At 31.8% G+C, this 19,352-nt stretch carries 15 protein-coding genes; 7 read left to right on the forward strand and 8 right to left on the reverse strand.

Features of this window, described 5'->3' with window-relative positions; translation table 11 throughout:
• Positions 1-21: 21 nt before the first annotated feature.
• The 6 genes from C8P70_RS02860 (at position 22) to C8P70_RS02885 (ending at position 10,358) form a co-directional block, all read left to right on the forward strand.
• Positions 22-1,392 carry a hypothetical protein gene (locus tag C8P70_RS02860; protein ID WP_071307407.1) on the forward strand — a complete coding sequence of 457 codons (1,371 nt, stop codon included), beginning with the start codon at positions 22-24 and terminating at the stop codon, positions 1,390-1,392.
• 735 nt (positions 1,393-2,127) lie between these two features.
• Positions 2,128-2,352 carry a helix-turn-helix domain-containing protein gene (locus tag C8P70_RS02865; protein ID WP_133711833.1) on the forward strand — a complete coding sequence of 75 codons (225 nt, stop codon included), beginning with the start codon at positions 2,128-2,130 and terminating at the stop codon, positions 2,350-2,352.
• On the forward strand, positions 2,328-3,308 hold the full coding sequence (locus C8P70_RS02870; RefSeq protein WP_133711834.1) for a restriction endonuclease subunit M: 981 nt from the start codon (positions 2,328-2,330) through the stop codon (positions 3,306-3,308). Before C8P70_RS02865 ends, C8P70_RS02870 begins: the two co-directional genes overlap by 25 nt.
• A gap of 3 nt (positions 3,309-3,311) precedes the next feature.
• Positions 3,312-7,271, forward strand: coding sequence for an Eco57I restriction-modification methylase domain-containing protein (locus C8P70_RS02875; protein ID WP_133711835.1), 3,960 nt, complete (start codon positions 3,312-3,314; stop codon positions 7,269-7,271).
• 41 nt (positions 7,272-7,312) lie between these two features.
• Positions 7,313-8,593 carry an SIR2 family protein gene (locus C8P70_RS02880; RefSeq protein WP_133711836.1) on the forward strand — a complete coding sequence of 427 codons (1,281 nt, stop codon included), beginning with the start codon at positions 7,313-7,315 and terminating at the stop codon, positions 8,591-8,593.
• A complete protein-coding gene (locus C8P70_RS02885) occupies positions 8,586-10,358 on the forward strand; it encodes an ATP-binding protein (RefSeq protein WP_208293374.1) in 1,773 nt (590 codons plus the stop codon). The genes C8P70_RS02880 and C8P70_RS02885 overlap by 8 nt, the downstream gene beginning before the upstream one ends.
• 202 nt (positions 10,359-10,560) lie before the next feature.
• Here C8P70_RS02885 and C8P70_RS02890 read toward each other — a convergent pair whose 3' ends face one another.
• The 8 genes from C8P70_RS02890 to C8P70_RS02925 all read right to left on the reverse strand — a co-directional run bounded on the left by C8P70_RS02890 (position 10,561) and on the right by C8P70_RS02925 (position 17,508).
• Entirely contained in the window at positions 10,561-11,049 is a 489-nt protein-coding gene (locus C8P70_RS02890; protein WP_133711837.1) for a hypothetical protein, read from the reverse strand.
• A 3-nt stretch (positions 11,050-11,052) separates the two neighbouring features.
• A complete protein-coding gene (locus C8P70_RS02895) occupies positions 11,053-11,967 on the reverse strand; it encodes a relaxase/mobilization nuclease domain-containing protein (protein ID WP_133711838.1) in 915 nt (304 codons plus the stop codon).
• Positions 11,968-11,969: 2 nt separating this feature from the next.
• Positions 11,970-12,269 (reverse strand): plasmid mobilization protein, encoded by a 300-nt coding sequence (locus C8P70_RS02900; RefSeq protein WP_133711839.1) that lies wholly within the window; start codon positions 12,267-12,269, stop codon positions 11,970-11,972.
• Between the two features lie 95 nt (positions 12,270-12,364).
• Entirely contained in the window at positions 12,365-13,315 is a 951-nt protein-coding gene (locus C8P70_RS02905) for a toprim domain-containing protein (protein ID WP_133711840.1), read from the reverse strand.
• Positions 13,316-13,533: 218 nt separating this feature from the next.
• Positions 13,534-14,769: a primase-helicase family protein gene (locus C8P70_RS02910; RefSeq protein ID WP_133711841.1), complete on the reverse strand. Its 1,236-nt coding sequence runs from the start codon at positions 14,767-14,769 to the stop codon at positions 13,534-13,536.
• Positions 14,770-14,865: 96 nt separating this feature from the next.
• On the reverse strand, positions 14,866-15,165 hold the full coding sequence (locus C8P70_RS02915; RefSeq protein WP_133711842.1) for a DUF3853 family protein: 300 nt from the start codon (positions 15,163-15,165) through the stop codon (positions 14,866-14,868).
• Positions 15,166-15,340: 175 nt separating this feature from the next.
• A complete protein-coding gene (locus C8P70_RS02920) occupies positions 15,341-16,240 on the reverse strand; it encodes a hypothetical protein (RefSeq protein ID WP_074746746.1) in 900 nt (299 codons plus the stop codon).
• Entirely contained in the window at positions 16,237-17,508 is a 1,272-nt protein-coding gene (locus tag C8P70_RS02925) for a site-specific integrase (protein WP_133711843.1), read from the reverse strand. Before C8P70_RS02925 ends, C8P70_RS02920 begins: the two co-directional genes overlap by 4 nt.
• A gap of 435 nt (positions 17,509-17,943) precedes the next feature.
• Between C8P70_RS02925 and C8P70_RS02930 the strand changes: the two genes are divergently transcribed.
• A complete protein-coding gene (locus tag C8P70_RS02930; protein WP_133711844.1) occupies positions 17,944-19,281 on the forward strand; it encodes a site-specific integrase in 1,338 nt (445 codons plus the stop codon).
• Positions 19,282-19,352 lie beyond the last annotated feature (71 nt).

Here is a 19,352-nt window from a genome sequence, read left to right on the forward strand (position 1 = left end):
ACGCAAATAAAAAGAAACTCCATGACAGAGCATCAGATTCAAACTTACCTTTGGGAAAATCGTGAGAGATGGGAAGAATTAATTGATTACATAGAATTCCCTGAAAAATACTCATTTGATAAAGATGATGAAGCGATTTATGAACGAACACCAGAGAAAGTCTTATTTAATGAAATTGTTGACCGTTACTCAAGACTCTATAATAATCTTTTCGGACTTAGGTTATTCGGTTGTGAAGTTCCCCTTAAACGTGAAGGTGACAGTACAATAAGAGCAGATTTACTCGGTTTAATCGAAGGAGTATCAGGGGTAGCAATTGTAGAAATAAAAAAAAGCGCTCAAACGGAAAGACAAGCATTTACAGAGTTATTTGCATATGCTTCACATCTACAAGCGATTTTCCCTACAATGACAAATGAAGACATACATTATATATTGATTTCCCCAATGCAAGAACGAATTGTTAGAGAAGCCGCAATTTCAAGCTTCCTTTTTGACGAAAAGCCAGTATTTGCATACATCCCAACTTACGAAAATGATGATGTAAATACAATTAGACTAAAACCATGGATTCCAACAATTACTGACATTATAAAAATAACAGAATCAGCCTTCTCTCAGAAAAATTTTGAAATATTCAAAGTCACTTGGGATGAAATAGAGGATTGGAATGCAAAGAAACATGAAAATCCTTCCGACTATATGATTGAAAGAATGAACCGAATTTCGTCATATGCAACGCAGTTAATGGAATCAAAAAGAATTCATGGTTTTGTTTTTACATCACAGGGATATCCAGAACTACCATATTTAAACAATGCTATTACTTTAGCTGGATTAAATCCATTTAAAATTGCTAAAGACAACTATTTAATAACTGAGAACAATATCTCACCTCATAAGCTTGATGAAATTAGTGATGACGAAATCAAGCTTACTCAAATAATCCCTGAACTTCTAAACAAAGTAAAAGAAGCAAATGAACAAAACGAATTCTTCTATGACTTAGTATCTACTTGGGATAATACACTTTGCGGAATTGCTTTTGAAACAATCAAAACTATGACTACCAATGACAAAGGTCTAAAATTTGAGCGTGGTTGGGGCGGAATGACTTGGAAGCAGTATCAAGGTATAATGCTTGAAGATGCTCTATGTTTCAATTACGATATTAAACCTACTGGACTTATTAGGAAACTATTTATAAGTTACTCTGTTGAAGATTACAAATACATGGAAAAATTCGGCACTGAAAAGCACCCGTATTTAAATCATGGTGACGTACCAGATTTCATGGTTGATTACATTAATCAACAAATTTATTTCAGAGATTTCCTTTACAATATCTTTGAAAGTTATAAGGATATTTATGAAGAATTTGATAAAGACTAAAAAGCTAGTACCTAACATGGGTAACTGATGCACAACTTTATTTTTGACTTAAAAAATAAGATATATGACCTCATTTTTTTTCGATAAACTCAATAACCGATTTAAGGTGAGTTTTTTTTAATGTTAACTAAATGAGGCCTAGATTCAACCAAAAAATACTACAGCAGTAATAAGATTGGTAAGTGATTCGTTATTTTTAAAAATTAGAACTTTTACCTAATTTGGTAATGACATATAATTAACTTTAAGATAGTCTTAGAATTAAATTGAAAAATTATCTTTGGTCAAAAATCAATTTATAAACAGTATATTTGACATAAGAATCAAACGATTCCAATCATAGCATAAAACTTTCCGAATAAGGTGCGTACATCAATTTAAAAAAGTGAACATCCCTATTTATAAAGCATACGGCATAAAAGAGGCTAACCCTCTTTCTCCGCAATAAACACTGATACTTAATCAGTTAAAGCATAAACACCCAATTTTACACCCAAAAATGTAAAGTTGGGTTTTTTTATTATAGATTATAAAAATCTAATTGACTTCGTGTCTATAAAACTCAATGCAGAAATAGTTGCCGATACCTAAGCTAACACTTAAAAAATCCAATAGAACCATTTTTTGCCAATCCAAAGACAAATAAAAAGATAACTATTTAAATATTTTTTATCTTGAAAAATGAGATGTTTAAAAAGAAAGGCTACATTTGTTATTTGACACCTTTAGATAACAATGAACAGAATTAAAGAAGTACTTGAAGAAAAAGGAATTAAGCAAATTTGGTTGGCAGAAAAACTTGGCAAAAGCTACAATATGGTAAACGGTTATGTGCAAAATAGACAACAACCAAGACTTGAAGTATTGTATGAAATAGCTGATATTCTTCAAATTGATGCTAAAGAACTTTTAAGAACAAATGAAGAAGTATATAAATGGAAGTACTTATCGACATATTAGAAAATGAACTAATCGAGAAGTACCCCAATATTCTCGATATACTACTACTTGATCAGACCACTCAAAAAAATATCTTTTGGGCAACAGATAATTACGAACATTTAGGAGACTTATATAGATTCAACTCAGTAATTTTACCTGATTTAATTACAGGAGATAATGGTAATGTAATAATGCCAAGAGTTCATAAAAACAAAACTTTACAATTATCCCGCTCCAAAGAAATGGCAGAAGTCTTTACACCATCTTGGATTTGCAATGCACAAAATAATGCGGTGGACAATTCTTGGTTTGGTAGAGAAAACGTATTCAACAAAGAAATCATATTAGAAAACGGAACAAAATCTTGGGAAACAACCAAACAGAAGATAGTTTTCCCAATAGGCAAAGATTGGCAAGATTATATTTTTGACACTCGGTTGGAAATCACTTGTGGAGAAGCTCCATATTTGGTCAGTAGATACGACACCACAACAGGAGAGTCTATTAAAATCGAAAACCGAATCGGACTTTTAGACCGAAAAATTAGAATAATAAACGAAAATGTAAACACTGAAAAAGAGTGGGTTAAATACATAGAAATCGCATATAAAAACATTTACGGTTTTGAATGGCAGGGAGACAGTTTGCTTTTGGCTCGTGAAGCATTGCTTATCACTTTCATAGAAAATTACAAATATAAATTTGAGACCGAACCAAGCCTTGATAAGTTAAAAAATATTGCACACATTATTTCTTGGAACTTATGGCAAATGGACGGGTTAAAAGGCGTTGTTCCGAATAGTTGCAAAGATGAAATCATAGAAACGGCAACATTTTTTGAAACCCAAACAGAAGTCAGAAAATGTAAAGGTTGCGAAAAGCAAAACATAAAATCGCACAACGGGGTTTATTGCAATATTATGGATTGGGAGGTTGAAAAACCGATAAGATTTATTGACCTTATGAAAAATTAAAGAATGAGTGAACTGAACAATATAAATGTAGATATACTTGATAATTTAATCATCGGTAGAGTTGAGCCACAAATCTATGCTTTTACTACCGAAACCATTCCAAATTATCTGAAAGTTGGCGATACTTATCGTCCGCTTGAAACGAGATTGAACGAATGGCGAAAACATTTCCCAAACCTTGAAAAGAAGTTTGAAAATGTAGCAAAAGTAGATGACGAAACTTTTTTCAGAGATTATGCAGTTCATCTTTTCCTTGAAAACGATTTGAAAAGAAAGCGTTTAGCACGTGATGTTTTTCAAAGTATTCCCTATTATTCCAATGAGTTTTTTGAGAATGCAACCGAACAAGACCTGCAAAATGCGATAAAAGATATTGAAAACGGACATAAAAACAATGACCCTAAATATCAATATTATCGTTTTGACGAAAGTCATATTCCGATTACACACACCTACTTAAGAACTGAAAACTACAATCCAAGACCTAACCAACAAGAAACAATAAACAAGTTTCGTGAAGCAATCAACAAAGGAAGAACCAATTTGTTGATGTACGCTGTAATGCGTTTTGGCAAATCATTTACCTCTATGTGTTGTGCTGTTGAAATGGGAGCTAAATCAGTAGTGGTGGTTTCGGCAAAAGCCGATGTAAAAGAAGAATGGAAAAAAACGACTGAAAGTCATATTAAATTTGACGGATACAGCTTTTTGGATAGCGATTCGCTGTTGCAAAGCGATTCTGTAATTACAGAAAAACGACAAGCTGATGAAAGGTTTGTCGTTTTTCTGACCTTACAAGATTTGCAAGGCGATGAAGTCAAGAACAAACATAAAGCACTTTTTGAAAGTCAAATTGACTTGCTTTTAATAGACGAAACGCATTTTGGAGCAAGAGCCGAAGAATACGGCAAAGTTTTAAAAGAAGAAAAATTAAGTGCGAAAGAACTAAGAAGCGAACTAAAACTCAACGATAATACAATTGACGATTTAGAAATAACTAATAAGATTTTTAATGCAAAAATCCGTATTCATCTTTCAGGAACTCCATATCGTATTTTGATGAACAGCGAGTTTACCGATGATGATATTATTGCGTTTTATCAGTTTACAAACATTGCCGAAGATCAAGAAAAATGGGATTCAGAAAACCTAAACAAAGATGAAGTTAAGGAATGGGATAATCCTTATTATGGCTTTCCTCAAATGGTTCGTTTTGCTTTTAATCCTAACGAATCTTCTCGAAAGAAAATGGAGCAACTGAAAAAAAATGGTGTTACTTACGCTTTTTCGGAACTTTTCAAACCGCAATCTATTACGAAAGACAACAAAACAAATCTTCATAAAAAGTTCGTACACGAAGTCGAAATTTTAGATTTACTGAAAGTCATCGACGGTTCGGAAACCGATGAGAATTTATTGAGTTTTATGGATTATGACAAAATTAAAGAAGGTAAAATGTGCCGTCATATCGTTTGCGTATTACCTTACCGCGCTTCCTGTGATTCCTTGGAAGAACTCATCAATAAACACCATTTCAAACATCTTTCTAATTACGAAATCATCAATATTTCAGGTGTAGAGAACGAAAGAAGTTTTAAAGACACACAAGCCGTACAAGCCAAAATTAAAAGATGTGAAAGTGAAAATATCAAAACAATCACTTTGACAGTAAACAGAATGCTTACAGGTAGTACAGTTCCCGAATGGGACACAATGCTTTACCTGAAAGATACTTCTTCTCCGCAAGAATACGACCAAGCCGTTTTTCGTTTACAAAATCAGTACATCAAAGTTTATAAAGAACCAAATGGCGATGTGGTTAAATTCAATATGAAACCACAAACTTTGTTAGTTGATTTTAACCCAAACAGAATGTTCCAAATGCAGGAACATAAATCACAGATTTATAATGTAAATACAGAAGCTAACGGAAACAGTCTTTTGACAGAAAGAATAAAACGAGAACTTGAAATATCTCCTATCGTAGTATTGAACAATAACAAAATGGTAGAAATTCAGCCAACCGACATTTTGGACGCGGTTCGTCAATATTCTAACAGCAGAAGTGTTTTTGATGAAGCTACAACCATTTCAATTGATTATTCTTTGTTGGATATTGAACCCATCAAAGCCGAAATAGAAAGACAAGGAAAAATTGGTTCTCGTCAAGGTATTGAAGTAAAGGCATCGGAAGGAGAAGGAGATGAAATTGAAGTAGATGATATTCCTAAAGATGATGAGAACGAAAATCAAAGCAAACAAAAATCGAAAACAAAAGATAAAGAACCTGTAAACGACTACAAAGGGCAGTTTGCAATGTATTATGCTCGGATTTTGTTCTTTGCATTTCTCGCAGATTCAAGAGTGAAATCATTACAAGAAATCATCAACGAGATTGAAAAAAATGCAGATAATCAGAGAATTTCCAACAACTTAAATCTTGACAAACAAATACTTTCTCTGTTTCAACAATACACCAATCCGTTTGTATTAAGCGAACTGGATTATAAAATCCAAAACATCAATTCATTGGCAAACGACACTTCTATTTCTCCAATAGAAAGAGCGAGTAATGCAATGAAAAAATTTAGCCGTTTGTCGGATTCAGAAATTGTAACGCCCGAGACAGTTACGAAAAAAATGGTAAGCGCATTGCCAAAAAATGCAATTAACGATAGTACGCAACTTTTGGATATTGCTTCTAAACAAGGTGAGTTTGTGTATGCTATTTATAAGAAATTCGGAAAAGACGTAGCAAATAATTTTTATTCCATACCCACCTCAAAAATTGCGTATGAATTCACGAGAAAAGTCTATAATTTATTAGAATTAGATATGAAAAATATAGAAGCCAATTATACAAGTTATGATTTAATCAAAGAAAATAATTTGGTTGAAAAAGATACACTCCAAGTCAATGGAAAGAAACTGAAGTTTGACGTAATAGTGGGAAATCCGCCTTATCAGGATAGAAGAGAAGGAACAAGTGATAATCCTATTTATCATCTGTTTATGGATGTTTCTTTTAGCTTGGCTGGAAAAGTTATTTTAATTACACCTGGAAGATTTTTGTTTAATGCAGGAAAAACTCCAAATCAATGGAATGAAAAAATGTTAAATGATAAACATTTAAAAGTCAAATCATACTTTAATAAAAGTAGTGATGCATTTCCAGAAGTGCAATTACCAGGAGGAATGGTAATTACATTAAGAGATAACCAACAAAACTTTGATAAAATTGGTGTTTTTTCAAAATTTGAAGAACTTAACACTATTTTACATAAAGTAACTAATGCTAAAGACTTTGAAGCAGTTGATAGTAAAATATTTACACAAAATAAATTTGAATTAGAAACTTTATACAAGGATTATCCTGATTATAAAAATATTATTGGAAGTAATGGTAGAGAGAAACGATTGACAACTTCGATATTTGACCAATTATCAATTTTTACCGAAAATTTTAATAACGAGAATGATGTATGCATATTTGGCTTAATTAAAAACAAAAGAACTTATCGATTTATTCCTGCCAAATACATTGAAGAACACATAAATACTAAAAAATATAAAGTTATACTTCCTAAAAGTAATGGTTCAGGTGCATTAGGAGAAGTTGTTCCTACTCCTTTAATTGGTGAGCCTTTAATTGGAGAAATTGGAACTGGTTATACTCAATCATTTATAAGTATTGGTTCGTTTTCAACTAAAGGAGAAGCAGAATCTTGTTTAAAATACATTAAAACAAAATTTGCTCGTATAATGCTTGGCACTCTGAAAGTAACACAAGATAATAATAAAGATGTATGGAGGTATGTTCCTAATCAAGATTTTTCAAATAATTCTGATATTGATTGGAGCAAACCAATTATAGAAATTGACAAACAGCTATATGCGAAATACAACTTATCCAAAGAAGAAATTGAGTTTATAGAAAGTATGATAAAATCAATGTCTTCATAAATTTAAGGAATTATGAATAATAATTTTAAAGCGTTTTAGAAATGGTAAATGAGGTAAAAGAAAGCTGGAAATACCTTTTAATTAATGGAAAATCTAAAACATTAGAGGTTAAGGATTCTGAATTTGACAAGGGAAAACTTGTAAGTATTTCAGAAATAAGAAATCATCCCAAAAAGGATTCTGAAGATAGAGACATAGAACATACAGCAGACCTTGCGAATGAAATAAAGAGAAAAGTATATAAAGAGTTTTTTCAAAAACCATTCAAAAATTTAGTGTTTCTTTCAGGTGCAGGGTCTTCTATGGATGTTGGAGGTTTGTCTATGTGGCAATTATGGGAAGAAACAAAGAAATTGTATTTAATTGAAAAAACAGAAGAAGCGGAAGAAGTTGATGGCTTTAAGATAATCCGAGAGAAAGTCAATTATATAGCTGACGATACAAATCTAGAAGCTCTGCTTTCTCAAATTGAAGGGTTTTGTAAATTTTCGGGAGATTGTGAAATAGAATGGGGAATAAACAAAAAGAAGCTTTCTGAAATCAAAGAAGAAATTTTTAATTTGATTAAAAGTAAATGCACTATTCCGACTCCTCCGAAGGAAGCGTTTCCTCACAAAGTGTTACTTGAAAAAGTTTTACAACGTAAACAAACAAGCTCAAGAGTTAAAGTATTTACTTTAAACTACGACCTGCTTTTTGAAGATGCGGCAACTGCTGTAAATGCAGTTGCTATAGATGGATTTTCATTTACTTTTCCTCGTACTTTCAGCGGTAGATATTTTGATTATGATATTGTACAAAGAGAAGGCAGTAAGTTAAAAGAAGAAGATAATTTTGTACAGCGTGTCTTTCATTTACACAAATTACACGGTTCTATCAACTGGGAAAGAATTGAAGAAACTGGCTGTATAGTAATTAATGATAAACCTAAAAAGGCTTTGATGGTTTATCCTAGAGAAGCCAAATATGAAGATTCTTATGAACAACCATTTTTTGAAATGATGGCTCGATTTCAAAGAAACCTTAGGTTAAATGATGATACTTTATTGGTTTGTATAGGTTACAGTTTTAACGACAAACATATCAATGCGGCTATAGAAGAAGCTTTAAATCAAAATCCAGGATTTAGATTGGCAATAATTGACCCTGGATTTGACAATGAAAGTGCATCTAATTCACTTAAAACAATAAAGGAGAATGCATTGCAAACCGAAAGAATTTTAATGGTATCAGAAACTTTTACAGATTTCGCTAATCATTTCCCAGAGATAAAAACTTATGAAAACGTACAGCAAGTAACTATAAATCTGAAAAATGACTAATCAAAAGATAAATCCTTTCAAGCACGAATATTTCCTTGGCTATATCAATCAGGTGTTACCACAATTTGTGAAAGTACACTTCCCGTCTTCTGTGCTATTAAATGGATTCACTCATTTTGGTAAAGAATTTAACGGTGGTTTGGTGGGTAATTTTGTTGTAATCGAAGGCGATAAATATGGTTTTTTAGGTAGAATTACAGAATTATCATTACCTGAATCAGAACGCCTTTCTTTGAATGAGAAAGCATTTCAAACCAGTGATTTTCATCCCACAGGAAAGATTGAAATTCTTTTGTCCTTTGATTTATACAACCCTTTTGATGTTAAAAAAGGATTGACAGCCTATCCCAATATTGGAGCAAAAGTATTTGTAAGTTCAGGAGAGTTGGTGCAACAATATATGTCAAGATTTGGTGTGAGAAGTGGCGAAGTTGTAAATACTACTGAAATAGGAAGTTTAGTGTCAAGTCCTGATACGAAAGTTAAAATAAATCTACAATCTATTTTTGGTCGTCATTGTGCGATTGTGGGAACTACTGGAGGTGGGAAAAGCTATACGGTAAGTAAATTGGTAGAATCATTAATAGCGACAGGAAACAAAGCTATCTTGATTGATGCTACTGGGGAATATAGTGGTAATTATGAGAGTGTTGAAAGTATTGATATTGGTGACGGAAAACACGTTTTTCATTACTCGCAATTGACAGTTGATGATTTGTTTTATTTGTTTAGACCTTCTTCAAAAGTTCAAGTGCCAAAACTAATGGAGGCTATTCGTTCTTTAAAAATAGTCGCTTTAAATAATGGACAAGATTTAAGTAAGGAAATTGAAGTGGATGGAGTTAAGGAAACTGTTTTTACTAAAATAGAAAATGGATTATTAAAAAAAGCTGGTTCAGATAAAAGACCTTTTGAAGAGTTTTACTTTCGAAAAAATTCTGAAATAGAAAACAATTCATCTAATTTTGATATTGAAAAGCTAACATTTCAAATCACCCAAGAATCTATTTGGGATACAGCATCAGAATGGATAAGTGGTAAAAAAATAATAATAAATGAAAGATGGGGAGAGAGGAATGATGGAGATGTTTCTAATTGTATAAGCCTTATAGCACGAATTAATAATATCATTTCAAATTCAATTTATCAAAACATATTTGGATTTAAAAAGAAATTTAATGAGGATGATATTACAAGTGTTTTAGGAAAATTCATTAACGGAGATGGTAAATTATTGCGTTTGAATTTCGAAAATATTCCCTTTGATTTTCAAATTCGTGAAATTTTAGCAAATTCTATTGGGAAGTTTTTATTAAATAAAGCCCGAAATGGTGATTTTAATTCTAAAAATAAGCCTACTAATACACCAATAGTGGTTTTTATTGATGAAGCCCACCAGTTTCTAAATAAGTCTATTAAGGATGAATATTTTGACAGTAAACCTTTAGACGCTTTCGATTCTATAGCCAAAGAATGTAGAAAGCACGGTTTGTTTCTTTGTATAGCAACTCAAATGCCAAGAGACATTCCACAAGGCACACTCAGTCAGATGGGTACATTTATATCACATCGACTAATTAATCATTATGATAAAGAAGCTGTAAGTAACGCTTGTAGTACAGCTAATAAAAATACATTGGATTTTTTACCCATTCTAGGAGAAGGAGAAGCTATTTTAACAGGCGTTGATTTTCCAATGCCAATCATAATGAAATTTGATGAACCTAATATAAAACCAGATTCGAGTACACCTAAGTTAGGTTGAGAAGTATATTACAACATTCATATTAAGATGATATATCATCTTAATATGAATGCTTACTTAAAAATACCAGTCCAGTATTGATGGGTATCATCTTGCGTTCTAAATATTTGCGACACAATCCAACAAAGTTATTCCGTAAAATTTTGAGCCCTCACAGCTCTAAAAATTTTACGGAATAACTTTGATAAACATTTTAGAATTTTTATTGTTTTTGATTCCAATCTTGGAAAGTCTTAGAAATCTTAGGGTTTTCGATAAAAAACTGATTTACATTTGCTAGTTGATTTATTAATTGCTTCTTTTCATTTGTTAACCGCTCGTATTGGGATTTATCAATAGTATTCTTAATAGCTATATACATAGAAAACCCTGTTGTTAAAAGTAGGAAAATGTTCAGTACTATCAAGTACAACAACTTTTTAGAGCTAACAGCCTTATGAAGTTTTAAAAGCTTCTCATTATTTTTTGTTATCTCTCGATGAAATTGCTCGAAGTCATTCTGTAATCGTTGCCTTTGTTCTTTTTCTATCTTTTGTAGCTCAGCAACATTTACTGTTATTTTGATATTGCTTAATTCCTTGATTGTATCTAAATGAGTTTTTTCGCTTTGTTTTATTGTTTGCTCTAATTGTATGACTTGCTGAAGTAATAATTCAGTCATATCTGTTAGCTTAGGTTGATTCTTTGCCATAATTTATCTTTTTAATGTTCTTCGTTTGCGTTTTTTCTGTTCATTATCTTCATCGTTACCGCTAATTTGAAAAACAGATAGCATACTAAATAAAACATACACATCTGTTTTCCAATTCTGCATTTGTGGTTCGGATGATTCTTGATTGGTAAATAGTTTTTGTACTTTATCCTTAGGTTCTGCACTTGTTGTATTTTTAAATAAATCATTAAGCTTCATATTTCGGTCAATTTCACTTGCTTTTAGGTTTGTACCTGTTGGTAAATGAATAAAGCGATACCCTTGAATATTCCCCTGTTTATTAATCGTAGGTTTAACTTCAATCTGTTTTTCTAGCATTAAGCGAATGTACTCTTGTAAATCTTTTGGTTTCTGTCTTAAAACTTCTCTGTGAGCTGTTTTAATAGCGTTTTTAGCAATTAAATTAGTATTGCTGGTTATTTGCTTCTTGTTCTCATTTTCTTGCCTTATAGAAGTCCATCCGTATTTAAGTGCTATTTCGTGAGCTACTCTTTGAGCTTCAAAACCTATGTAATTATCTTTTAAAGCCTTTCCGTTTTCATCTATTCGATTAGCAATGATGTGAATGTGCTTGTGCTCTTTTTCTGTATGAACAAAAGCGATGAATTGAGCTTTGGTAGGATCGATTTGTAAACCAAGTAAAAACTCAACTGCTAATACTCGTAAATCTCTATCGCTCATCTTTTGACTATCTGCAATAGTTGGAGATATAACAGCTGATATGGTATTGTTTTTACATCTGTTGTTTTGATTTTGTAATATCTGCATTGTTTGAAACATATCTTTCGGAGTTTCCCCCGAAAGATTATTGCGGATAAGTTCATATCCTTTTTTAACATCAATTACATAATTGAATAATGCTGTACCACCAACACAAGATTTTGCTTTAGCTATCATAGTTACAGTAATTTTTGTAAGTGAGTACGAATTAGATTAGCTGTTTCAATGGAGTGTTCTTTAACTCCTGTTGTATCGCCAAGCTTAAATAGGTTGCTTATTCGCCTAAAATTATCAGCGTATTTGTTGAGCAGTTTGTAAACCTCTACTTCGTCTGGAGTTAATTTATACGCTAAAGAATAGTCGAGTGCGGTGTTTCGGATGTATTCTGAAACGCTACATCCCACTTTTTCTGCTTTGTTTTTTATGATTAGAGCTTCTGTATGGGTAACTCTAAATTCTATCTTCTTTGTTTTTTTCATCGTCTTACCCATTTTGCGACCTTCGGGAGAAAAACGAGTGGTCTTTGGCTGTCAAATTTCCAATTTGTAAGGACAAAGACACATCTCGATAATTCTCACGTCAAATCATTGTGGTTAATAGTTAGTAAATAATCATTCAAATCTTTGTAGTTCTCGTACTTTTTGCGTCCATCAAAAGCATTTTGATACTTCTGTACAACTTTTAGAGTTGCATTATCTCCAGCTTTATCATTGTCGAAACAACAAATAATTCTTTCATACTTTAATTCTTTGTACAAAGCATTATTGATACTTTTATCCATTTGTACATTGATACATTTATACAATTCCCCATTTGTACATTTGTACAAATAATTATTTGGTGTTTTAATTATTGTATTATTCAGCATTGATACGGAATTAATAATCAAGTAATCATATTGTTTTTCAGTGTTGGGATAAAGGGTTAAAAAGCTGATATAATCACTCCAAGACTCAAACAAGACAATATTTGTACTTTTATTTTCAAAGTAGGTCACTGCCTTTTTACCCAAACACATTTTTACATACTTGTTTCTAAGCTCGAAACCGCCTAACTCATTTTGAAACCCAACAGCGTAATAAGCTTTGTCGTTTAGTGTATAATGTACCTCTTTACAAAAAGTTTGAGCTATTTTAAGACTAAGATTACGTTCGTTGATATATTGTATCAAGTTTGGGTGTGTTAGTGGCTTAATCGCTTGAATTGTATATGTTGGTTCTTGAGTAATGTTAGAACTCACAATAATAGGCTGATGAAAAGAGAAAGAATCGTTTTTGAGCAATTCTAAAGCTGATTTAATATCGCAATTATTGTACTTTATCACGAAATCAAGTGTTGTTCCACCAAATCCCTCTGCGTGGTCATAAAACACATTTTTAGCAATATTCACTTTAAATGATGCTGTTTTTTCAGTTCTAAAAGGACTGAGATACCACCAATCAATTCTCGTTGTTTTGGTTGGGGTACAACCTAACTTTTTAAGTAAGTCTGTTAGGCTAATTTGTTTAGCTAATTCACAATTCATACGTTTTGAAATAGTCGGGTTAAAAATTAGTTTTTTTTGATGCAATGATGCAGAAAGGTGTTAATTAATTGTAGTTCAATAAAATACTCTGCATCACTCTTGCATCACTGCATCAAACTCATTTTGTTTCTTGCATCACTCTTGCATCAAACTTGACGTGTTTTTAGTTTGATGCAGACTTTGATGCAGTATAACTTACTATTAAACAATAGTTTAATCTATTCTTGCATCATTGCATCAAATATTTTATAGAATAAATCTTTTTTAATGATGTAGTAACGTCCTCTACGTTCTATTTTAACAAATTCTCCGTGAGATAAAAGCTCTATTCCTTGATAAGATTTTGTGTTGTTTTGTGGTTCAAAATTCCATTTCTTTAAAATCTTTCTTATTTCACTAGCAGATATTATTAGTTTTGGGTTTGTCTTGCGTAATAACAAGAGTAAATCATTGGGAGCTACGCAAATTTCATCCTCGGCAACCTTTTCAAAGCACAGGTTTAAAAGTTCTAAAAGTGAAATCTCTATTTTGTTTTTACTAATTAGCTTTAAAAGGGAAGCTGTAAGTATCTGTTTAGGTGTAAACCACATTCGGGTTTGTTGCGTGGTGTAATAAGGTCGTAGAAGTAAGTATTTAATGAAATAAGGAACTTCACTTGTTAGCTTCTTGATAAAGTGAACGTCTTCTGATTCAATAGGTTTAATCTTTCGAATCCAAAAACGTATTTCTTCTTCGTCTATTTGAATGAAATCATCCTCATTATTAGAGCAAAGAATAAACTTGGCAAAAAACTCTATTTCCTGTCTGTCTTTTCCCTTTGCTTCAACTTTGTCTTTGTCAGTAGTAGAAAGGTACTTTAAACGCTCTGTAATCTCTTTCTTATCAAAGAATACTTCATCTATGGCAACTAATAACATACTTGCCCAATCAGCGTTAAATTGAGAACCAAAAGAATCTCCTTTGATATAAGTCATATTGAGCCCAAAAATATTTTTAAGCCATTTGATAAAAGAGCTTTTTCCTGTCGCACGTTCTTTACTAACAAGGCACAATATTGGTAAGGTTTGCGTTGGCTTCTCATACAATAGCTTTAGATAGTCTAAACCATATTCGTATTGTTCACTTCCGAATATGTGCTTTACAAAGTGTAGTGAGTTTGGAATCAATTGTTCTAATTCATTTATGCTAAAGTTTTCTTCTATTGGTTTCATATTTAATTCATTATAGGTATTAAAAAAGTTTTCTACGATTGGTTGATAGTTAAGATGGTCTGGAATACAGCAAAAGCCATCTAATTTTAAGACGTTCTCTAAGTAGGACTTTCCGTGATCTGATACAATCGTTTCACGAGTCCAACGCACCATTACTTTAACTTTATCACCTGATATCAAAGGTTTTTCGATGATTTTAAAGTAAGCAGTTCCTACTCGGATATAGGTTATATCTAAGCTCATATTTACTTGTGTTTTAATAATCCTTATCTTTGTACGATAAGAGTTGAGTTATACTTTAATTGGATATTAAGGGGCGATTTGCACAAGTTGTCCCTTTTATTTTTTAGCGAATAGTTCTAATGCCAAGTCAGCATCGACTATAATTTTTCTACCTCTTTGGATAATCGCTTTTTTGATGTGACCTTCTTTCTTGATTTTATTAGCAGTGGTAATACTGCACCCAAGTAGGTCTGCTATACCACGTATTCCGTAAACATAACGCTTTGTAGTTGGTTGCGTTTCTTGTGGAGTATTAAGCTGTTGGAACTCCTTTATAGATACTGTTTGTAATAACTGTAATAGTTCTTCTCCTGTCATTTGCCAAACTGGCTTTTCTTTTAATTCACTTATATACATAGTTTTAGTTTTTAAATTATACGATTTTGTGATATTCGAACAATTCAAAACTACGATGTGTGTAAGGTGGAGAGGGGGTGGAAAAACACACTTTATTGCACAAAAAAACCACTTTAGTAAAATTCTAAAGTGGTTCAAAGGTGGATTTATAAATTTTAAAGGCTTTTATAGTACTTTATTGTTTAAAAGCTGAATCAATGAGATTGCGATACTCTTTTAATGTATCATTGGCACTGCTACCTGTTATGTGTTTATACTTAGAGTCATAAGTTGCTTTCTTAATCTTAAATTCTTTTAATATTTGAGCAAACCACTTTTTCTTTAAACTTTTGTTTTCTATGTTATTATGTAAGCAATGAATTACATAAAAGAAAGTGTATAGAAAATCCTCTTTGATTTTTATTTTATTCACTGTATGTAAGATATTTATCTCTCTATAAAAATCATATTCTGATATATCTTCAATAAATTGATTGTTTACAATACTATGTAGTTTACTAATAAGTCTCATTGAAAATATAGGCTTGTCATTAATAAAAAGATAATCATTGTCATACATTTCATAGTCCTTAAAATTTGATTTCACATCTTTTAAAAGCCTTTTACTATGATTATATATCTCTTGGTGGTAGTCGTAGTTTAAAAAACCTATCTCTTTGTAAAAACTTGACTCAAAGTAGGTTTTACGTTCAGGCAATTCCGTTTCTCTATACAATTCCATTGTTAAATCATTATCTGACAAACTATTTTTATTTCTTTCTCGGTATTTCTTTAACCGAAGTCCATCTCTATCAAGATTAGTGAAGAAATCAGAATTTTTTTCATACAACTTAATTATTGTCTCCAAATTTTCTCTAACAATAGATAAAATTTCTTTTCTTTCTTGTGTGTCTTTTGCAGAATCTATTCGGTCTTTAAAATCAAACATTAAGATATTAATCATATATTGTCTATAAATATCTTGGGAATCGAAATTAAACGAATTTCCTGATGTGTTTAATTCTTTTTCCCACATCACTATTGTGTTATCAGTCATAAATCTTGTCAATTCTAATTGGGCATCTACTGTATTCATATCATATCAAATTTAGTCATTGCATTCGCTTTAATCGTATCAGCTACATCAATATAAGGTTTTATTGATTTGTAGTCTGAATGTCCTGTCCATTTCATTACAACCTGTACAGGTATCCCTAATGATAAAGCAGTACAGATAAATGTTCTTCGCCCTACGTGAGTGCTTAAATGTTCGTATTTGGGTTTTACTTCATCTATTCTTTCATTGCCTACATAGTAGGTTTCTCTAATCGGTTCGTTAATCTCTGCTAACTCTCCAAGTTCTTTTATGTAGTCATTCATCTTTTGATTAGAAATAACAGGTAGAGCCTTTCCTTTTTCAAAAGGTACATCTTTGTACTTCTCTAATATTGCTCTACTGTGTTTGTTTAATTCAACTCTCAGCATATCATTTGTCTTTTTGGTAACAAACTCAATAGCATCATTTTTAATGTCGTGTCTTGTTAGGCTAAAGGCATCTGAATAGCGAAGTCCTGTATAGCAACAGAAAAGCAATACATCACGTACACGTTCTAAGTACGACTTTGTGCCTAAATCCGTTGATTTAATCTGTTCGATTTCCTCTTGAGTTAAAAAGATTATCTTTTTAGATGTTTCCTTTAGTTTTGGTTTAAACTCTTCAAAATTGTAATCGATTGTATAATTGTTGTTTTTACACCACTTCAAAAACCACTTTACAAAACTAATTTGCTTTTCGATGGTGCTATTACGCATCTGTTTTTCAATGCGTAAAAATGAAACGTAGTCTAATAAGGTCTTTTCATTAATATCAGTAAACTGAAAATTGCTTTTGAAAGAAAAAAGATGTGAACGAACAGTATTAAACTTGGTGTAAGTAGCAGTTGTCCAATCATTGCGTTTACCACTACTTTTTACAAACTCGTCAAAAGCTGTAAAGAGATTCTTTTCTGTTGCTGATATGGTTTGTTTATCTGAGTAGCGTTTTATTTCATCTTTTAAGAGTTCAAAAGAAGGTACTTCGTTTTTCAATTCATACTCTTTAAAGATTCTATCAATCGTAGTAGATAGCTCCTGTATTGCTGTATTGATTTCGGAAGAGCTTTGTTTTAGCTTATTGGTACACCCATTGCGTACCTTTTCTTTTGCTTCATCCCATTTAGAAGCATCAATGCGGTAGCCTGTAAAGAGTTCTACACGGCCACCATTATATACCACTCTTGCACGAATTGGAACGTTCTCTGTGATTAATACACCATCTTTCTTTCTCTTTTCAATAGCAATAGTTATCTTTCTTTTTATAGTCATAGTTATTTGTAATAGCACCCAAATATACACCCAATTTTGATACTATCATATAGTATTTTAAGGTATTTAATCGACTTAATAAAAACATAACTACCAATAAATCAAAATAATAGTATTTTGTCACACTCTATTTATATATAGGTTATATTCCCTCTTTCTCCGCTGATTTATAAAAGACGACTTATTCAAAAGTCATCAAAAAAGCACAAAACCTATGATTCACAATGAGTTATAGGTTTTTTCTTTTTTAGGGGTATCGCATTCTGTTCAAAAGTGCACCTAAAAAGGTTATAGATTCGGTGCACAAAAAAATATTCAAGTGATGCGCACCTTTCAACTTAGCAAACCCAGACGCCAAAGGGTGCTAGAGAGTTTTAGACTGTGATTTTGGAACGTTTTAATTCGACATTTATTAATATTTAAAACAGTTGAATTATGTTAGAAAAACAGTTGTCAATTAATTTCTTTCTCAAACCAAGTAGAGAGAAAAGTGATTTAAGAGGTGTTTACCTAAGAATCACAGTAGATGGTATTCGCAAAGAGACTTCTCTTAGTCACAAATGGGATATCAAAAGATGGAACCAAAAAGCAGGTCGTGCCAATGGCACTAAAGAAGATGCTAAAACGCTAAACTACCTCTTAGATACAATCGTATCAAAGATTACTAAGTACAAATTAGAGCTCTTAAGCAATGAAGAGCCTATTACTGCCTCTGTGCTTATGGATTATATCCAAGGTAAAGGAACAAGTAAGGCAAAAGTATTAGAAGAATTCCAAAAGCATAACGATGAAATCTTTAGGCTCGTGCCTAAAGAGTACGCTATTGGAACACATGAAAGATATGTAACAGCAAGATCGCATGTAGCTGAATATATCCGTTATGTCTATGGTAAAGACGATATAGAGTTTAGAGAACTCAACTATGAGTTTGTAATTGGTTATGAGTACTATTTAAAGACTGTTAGAGCGTGTTCTAACAACACAGCTATAAAGTATATCTCAAACTTTAAGAAGATTGTTTTACGGGCAGTTGCTAAAGGAATTATCCCTTCCAATCCATTTGTACAATACAAACCTAAAAAGACTAAGCTGAATAAGAAACCATTAAGCAAACAAGAGCTATCTATTTTAGAAAACAAAGAGTTTATTAACGAACGATTAGAAACTGTAAGAGATGTCTTTATTTTTCAGTGTTATACTGGTCTTGCCTATATCGATGTGTTTAAGCTTAAGAAAAGCGATATTACAAAAGATGAAGAGGGCAATTTTTGGATTAGAACCAACAGACAAAAGACAGATGCTAATATTACCATTCCATTACTTCCAAAAGCTATACAGATAATGGAAAAGTATAAAGATCATCCTGATTGTATAGGCAAAGATATAGTACTTCCCGTTCGCTCAAATCAAAAGATGAATGAGTATTTAAAAGAGATCGCCTCACTGTGTGAGATAAGCGAATTAAATACACATAAGGCAAGAAGAACTTTTGGAAGTACTGTAACTCTTGGTAATGGCGTACCTATTCACGTAGTAAAAGAAATGTTAGGTCATCACTCTGTTAAACAAACAGAGGAATACGCTCTAACAGAAGAAGAGTCTATCAAAACTGAAATGCAGATATTAAAAGATAAGCTTGAAGGAAAAGCAAATAAACAGAGTGATAATTACACAGATTTATTAGAGAGTTTAAAAAAGCTAGATCTTGATAAATTAACCCAACTAACTAATTTTATTAATCAGTTAAATTGTAATAGCCACAACTTCATCTGACAGTTAGGGGTTAAAAATAATTGTCAGTTATTCTCTAAAATCCTTACTACCAAAAGTAAGGATTTTTTGAT

It is taken from the genome of Myroides indicus, assembly GCF_004364575.1.
In the GTDB taxonomy this organism is placed as follows: domain Bacteria; phylum Bacteroidota; class Bacteroidia; order Flavobacteriales; family Flavobacteriaceae; genus Flavobacterium; species Flavobacterium indicum_A.

Excerpts from the sequence above, each read along its gene's own strand:
- C8P70_RS02890 (WP_133711837.1), bottom strand. The coding sequence starts at position 11,049 with ATGGCAAAGAATCAACCTAAGCTAACAGATATGACTGAATTATTACTT.
- C8P70_RS02885 (WP_208293374.1), top strand. The coding sequence starts at position 8,586 with ATGACTAATCAAAAGATAAATCCTTTCAAGCACGAATATTTCCTTGGC.
- C8P70_RS02860 (WP_071307407.1), top strand. The coding sequence starts at position 22 with ATGACAGAGCATCAGATTCAAACTTACCTTTGGGAAAATCGTGAGAGA.
- C8P70_RS02915 (WP_133711842.1), bottom strand. The coding sequence starts at position 15,165 with ATGTATATAAGTGAATTAAAAGAAAAGCCAGTTTGGCAAATGACAGGA.
- C8P70_RS02925 (WP_133711843.1), bottom strand. The coding sequence starts at position 17,508 with ATGACTATAAAAAGAAAGATAACTATTGCTATTGAAAAGAGAAAGAAA.
- C8P70_RS02920 (WP_074746746.1), bottom strand. The coding sequence starts at position 16,240 with ATGAATACAGTAGATGCCCAATTAGAATTGACAAGATTTATGACTGAT.
- C8P70_RS02870 (WP_133711834.1), top strand. The coding sequence starts at position 2,328 with ATGGAAGTACTTATCGACATATTAGAAAATGAACTAATCGAGAAGTAC.
- C8P70_RS02875 (WP_133711835.1), top strand. The coding sequence starts at position 3,312 with ATGAGTGAACTGAACAATATAAATGTAGATATACTTGATAATTTAATC.
- C8P70_RS02880 (WP_133711836.1), top strand. The coding sequence starts at position 7,313 with ATGGTAAATGAGGTAAAAGAAAGCTGGAAATACCTTTTAATTAATGGA.
- C8P70_RS02930 (WP_133711844.1), top strand. The coding sequence starts at position 17,944 with ATGTTAGAAAAACAGTTGTCAATTAATTTCTTTCTCAAACCAAGTAGA.
- C8P70_RS02895 (WP_133711838.1), bottom strand. The coding sequence starts at position 11,967 with ATGATAGCTAAAGCAAAATCTTGTGTTGGTGGTACAGCATTATTCAAT.
- C8P70_RS02900 (WP_133711839.1), bottom strand. The coding sequence starts at position 12,269 with ATGAAAAAAACAAAGAAGATAGAATTTAGAGTTACCCATACAGAAGCT.
- C8P70_RS02865 (WP_133711833.1), top strand. The coding sequence starts at position 2,128 with ATGAACAGAATTAAAGAAGTACTTGAAGAAAAAGGAATTAAGCAAATT.
- C8P70_RS02910 (WP_133711841.1), bottom strand. The coding sequence starts at position 14,769 with ATGAGCTTAGATATAACCTATATCCGAGTAGGAACTGCTTACTTTAAA.
- C8P70_RS02905 (WP_133711840.1), bottom strand. The coding sequence starts at position 13,315 with ATGAATTGTGAATTAGCTAAACAAATTAGCCTAACAGACTTACTTAAA.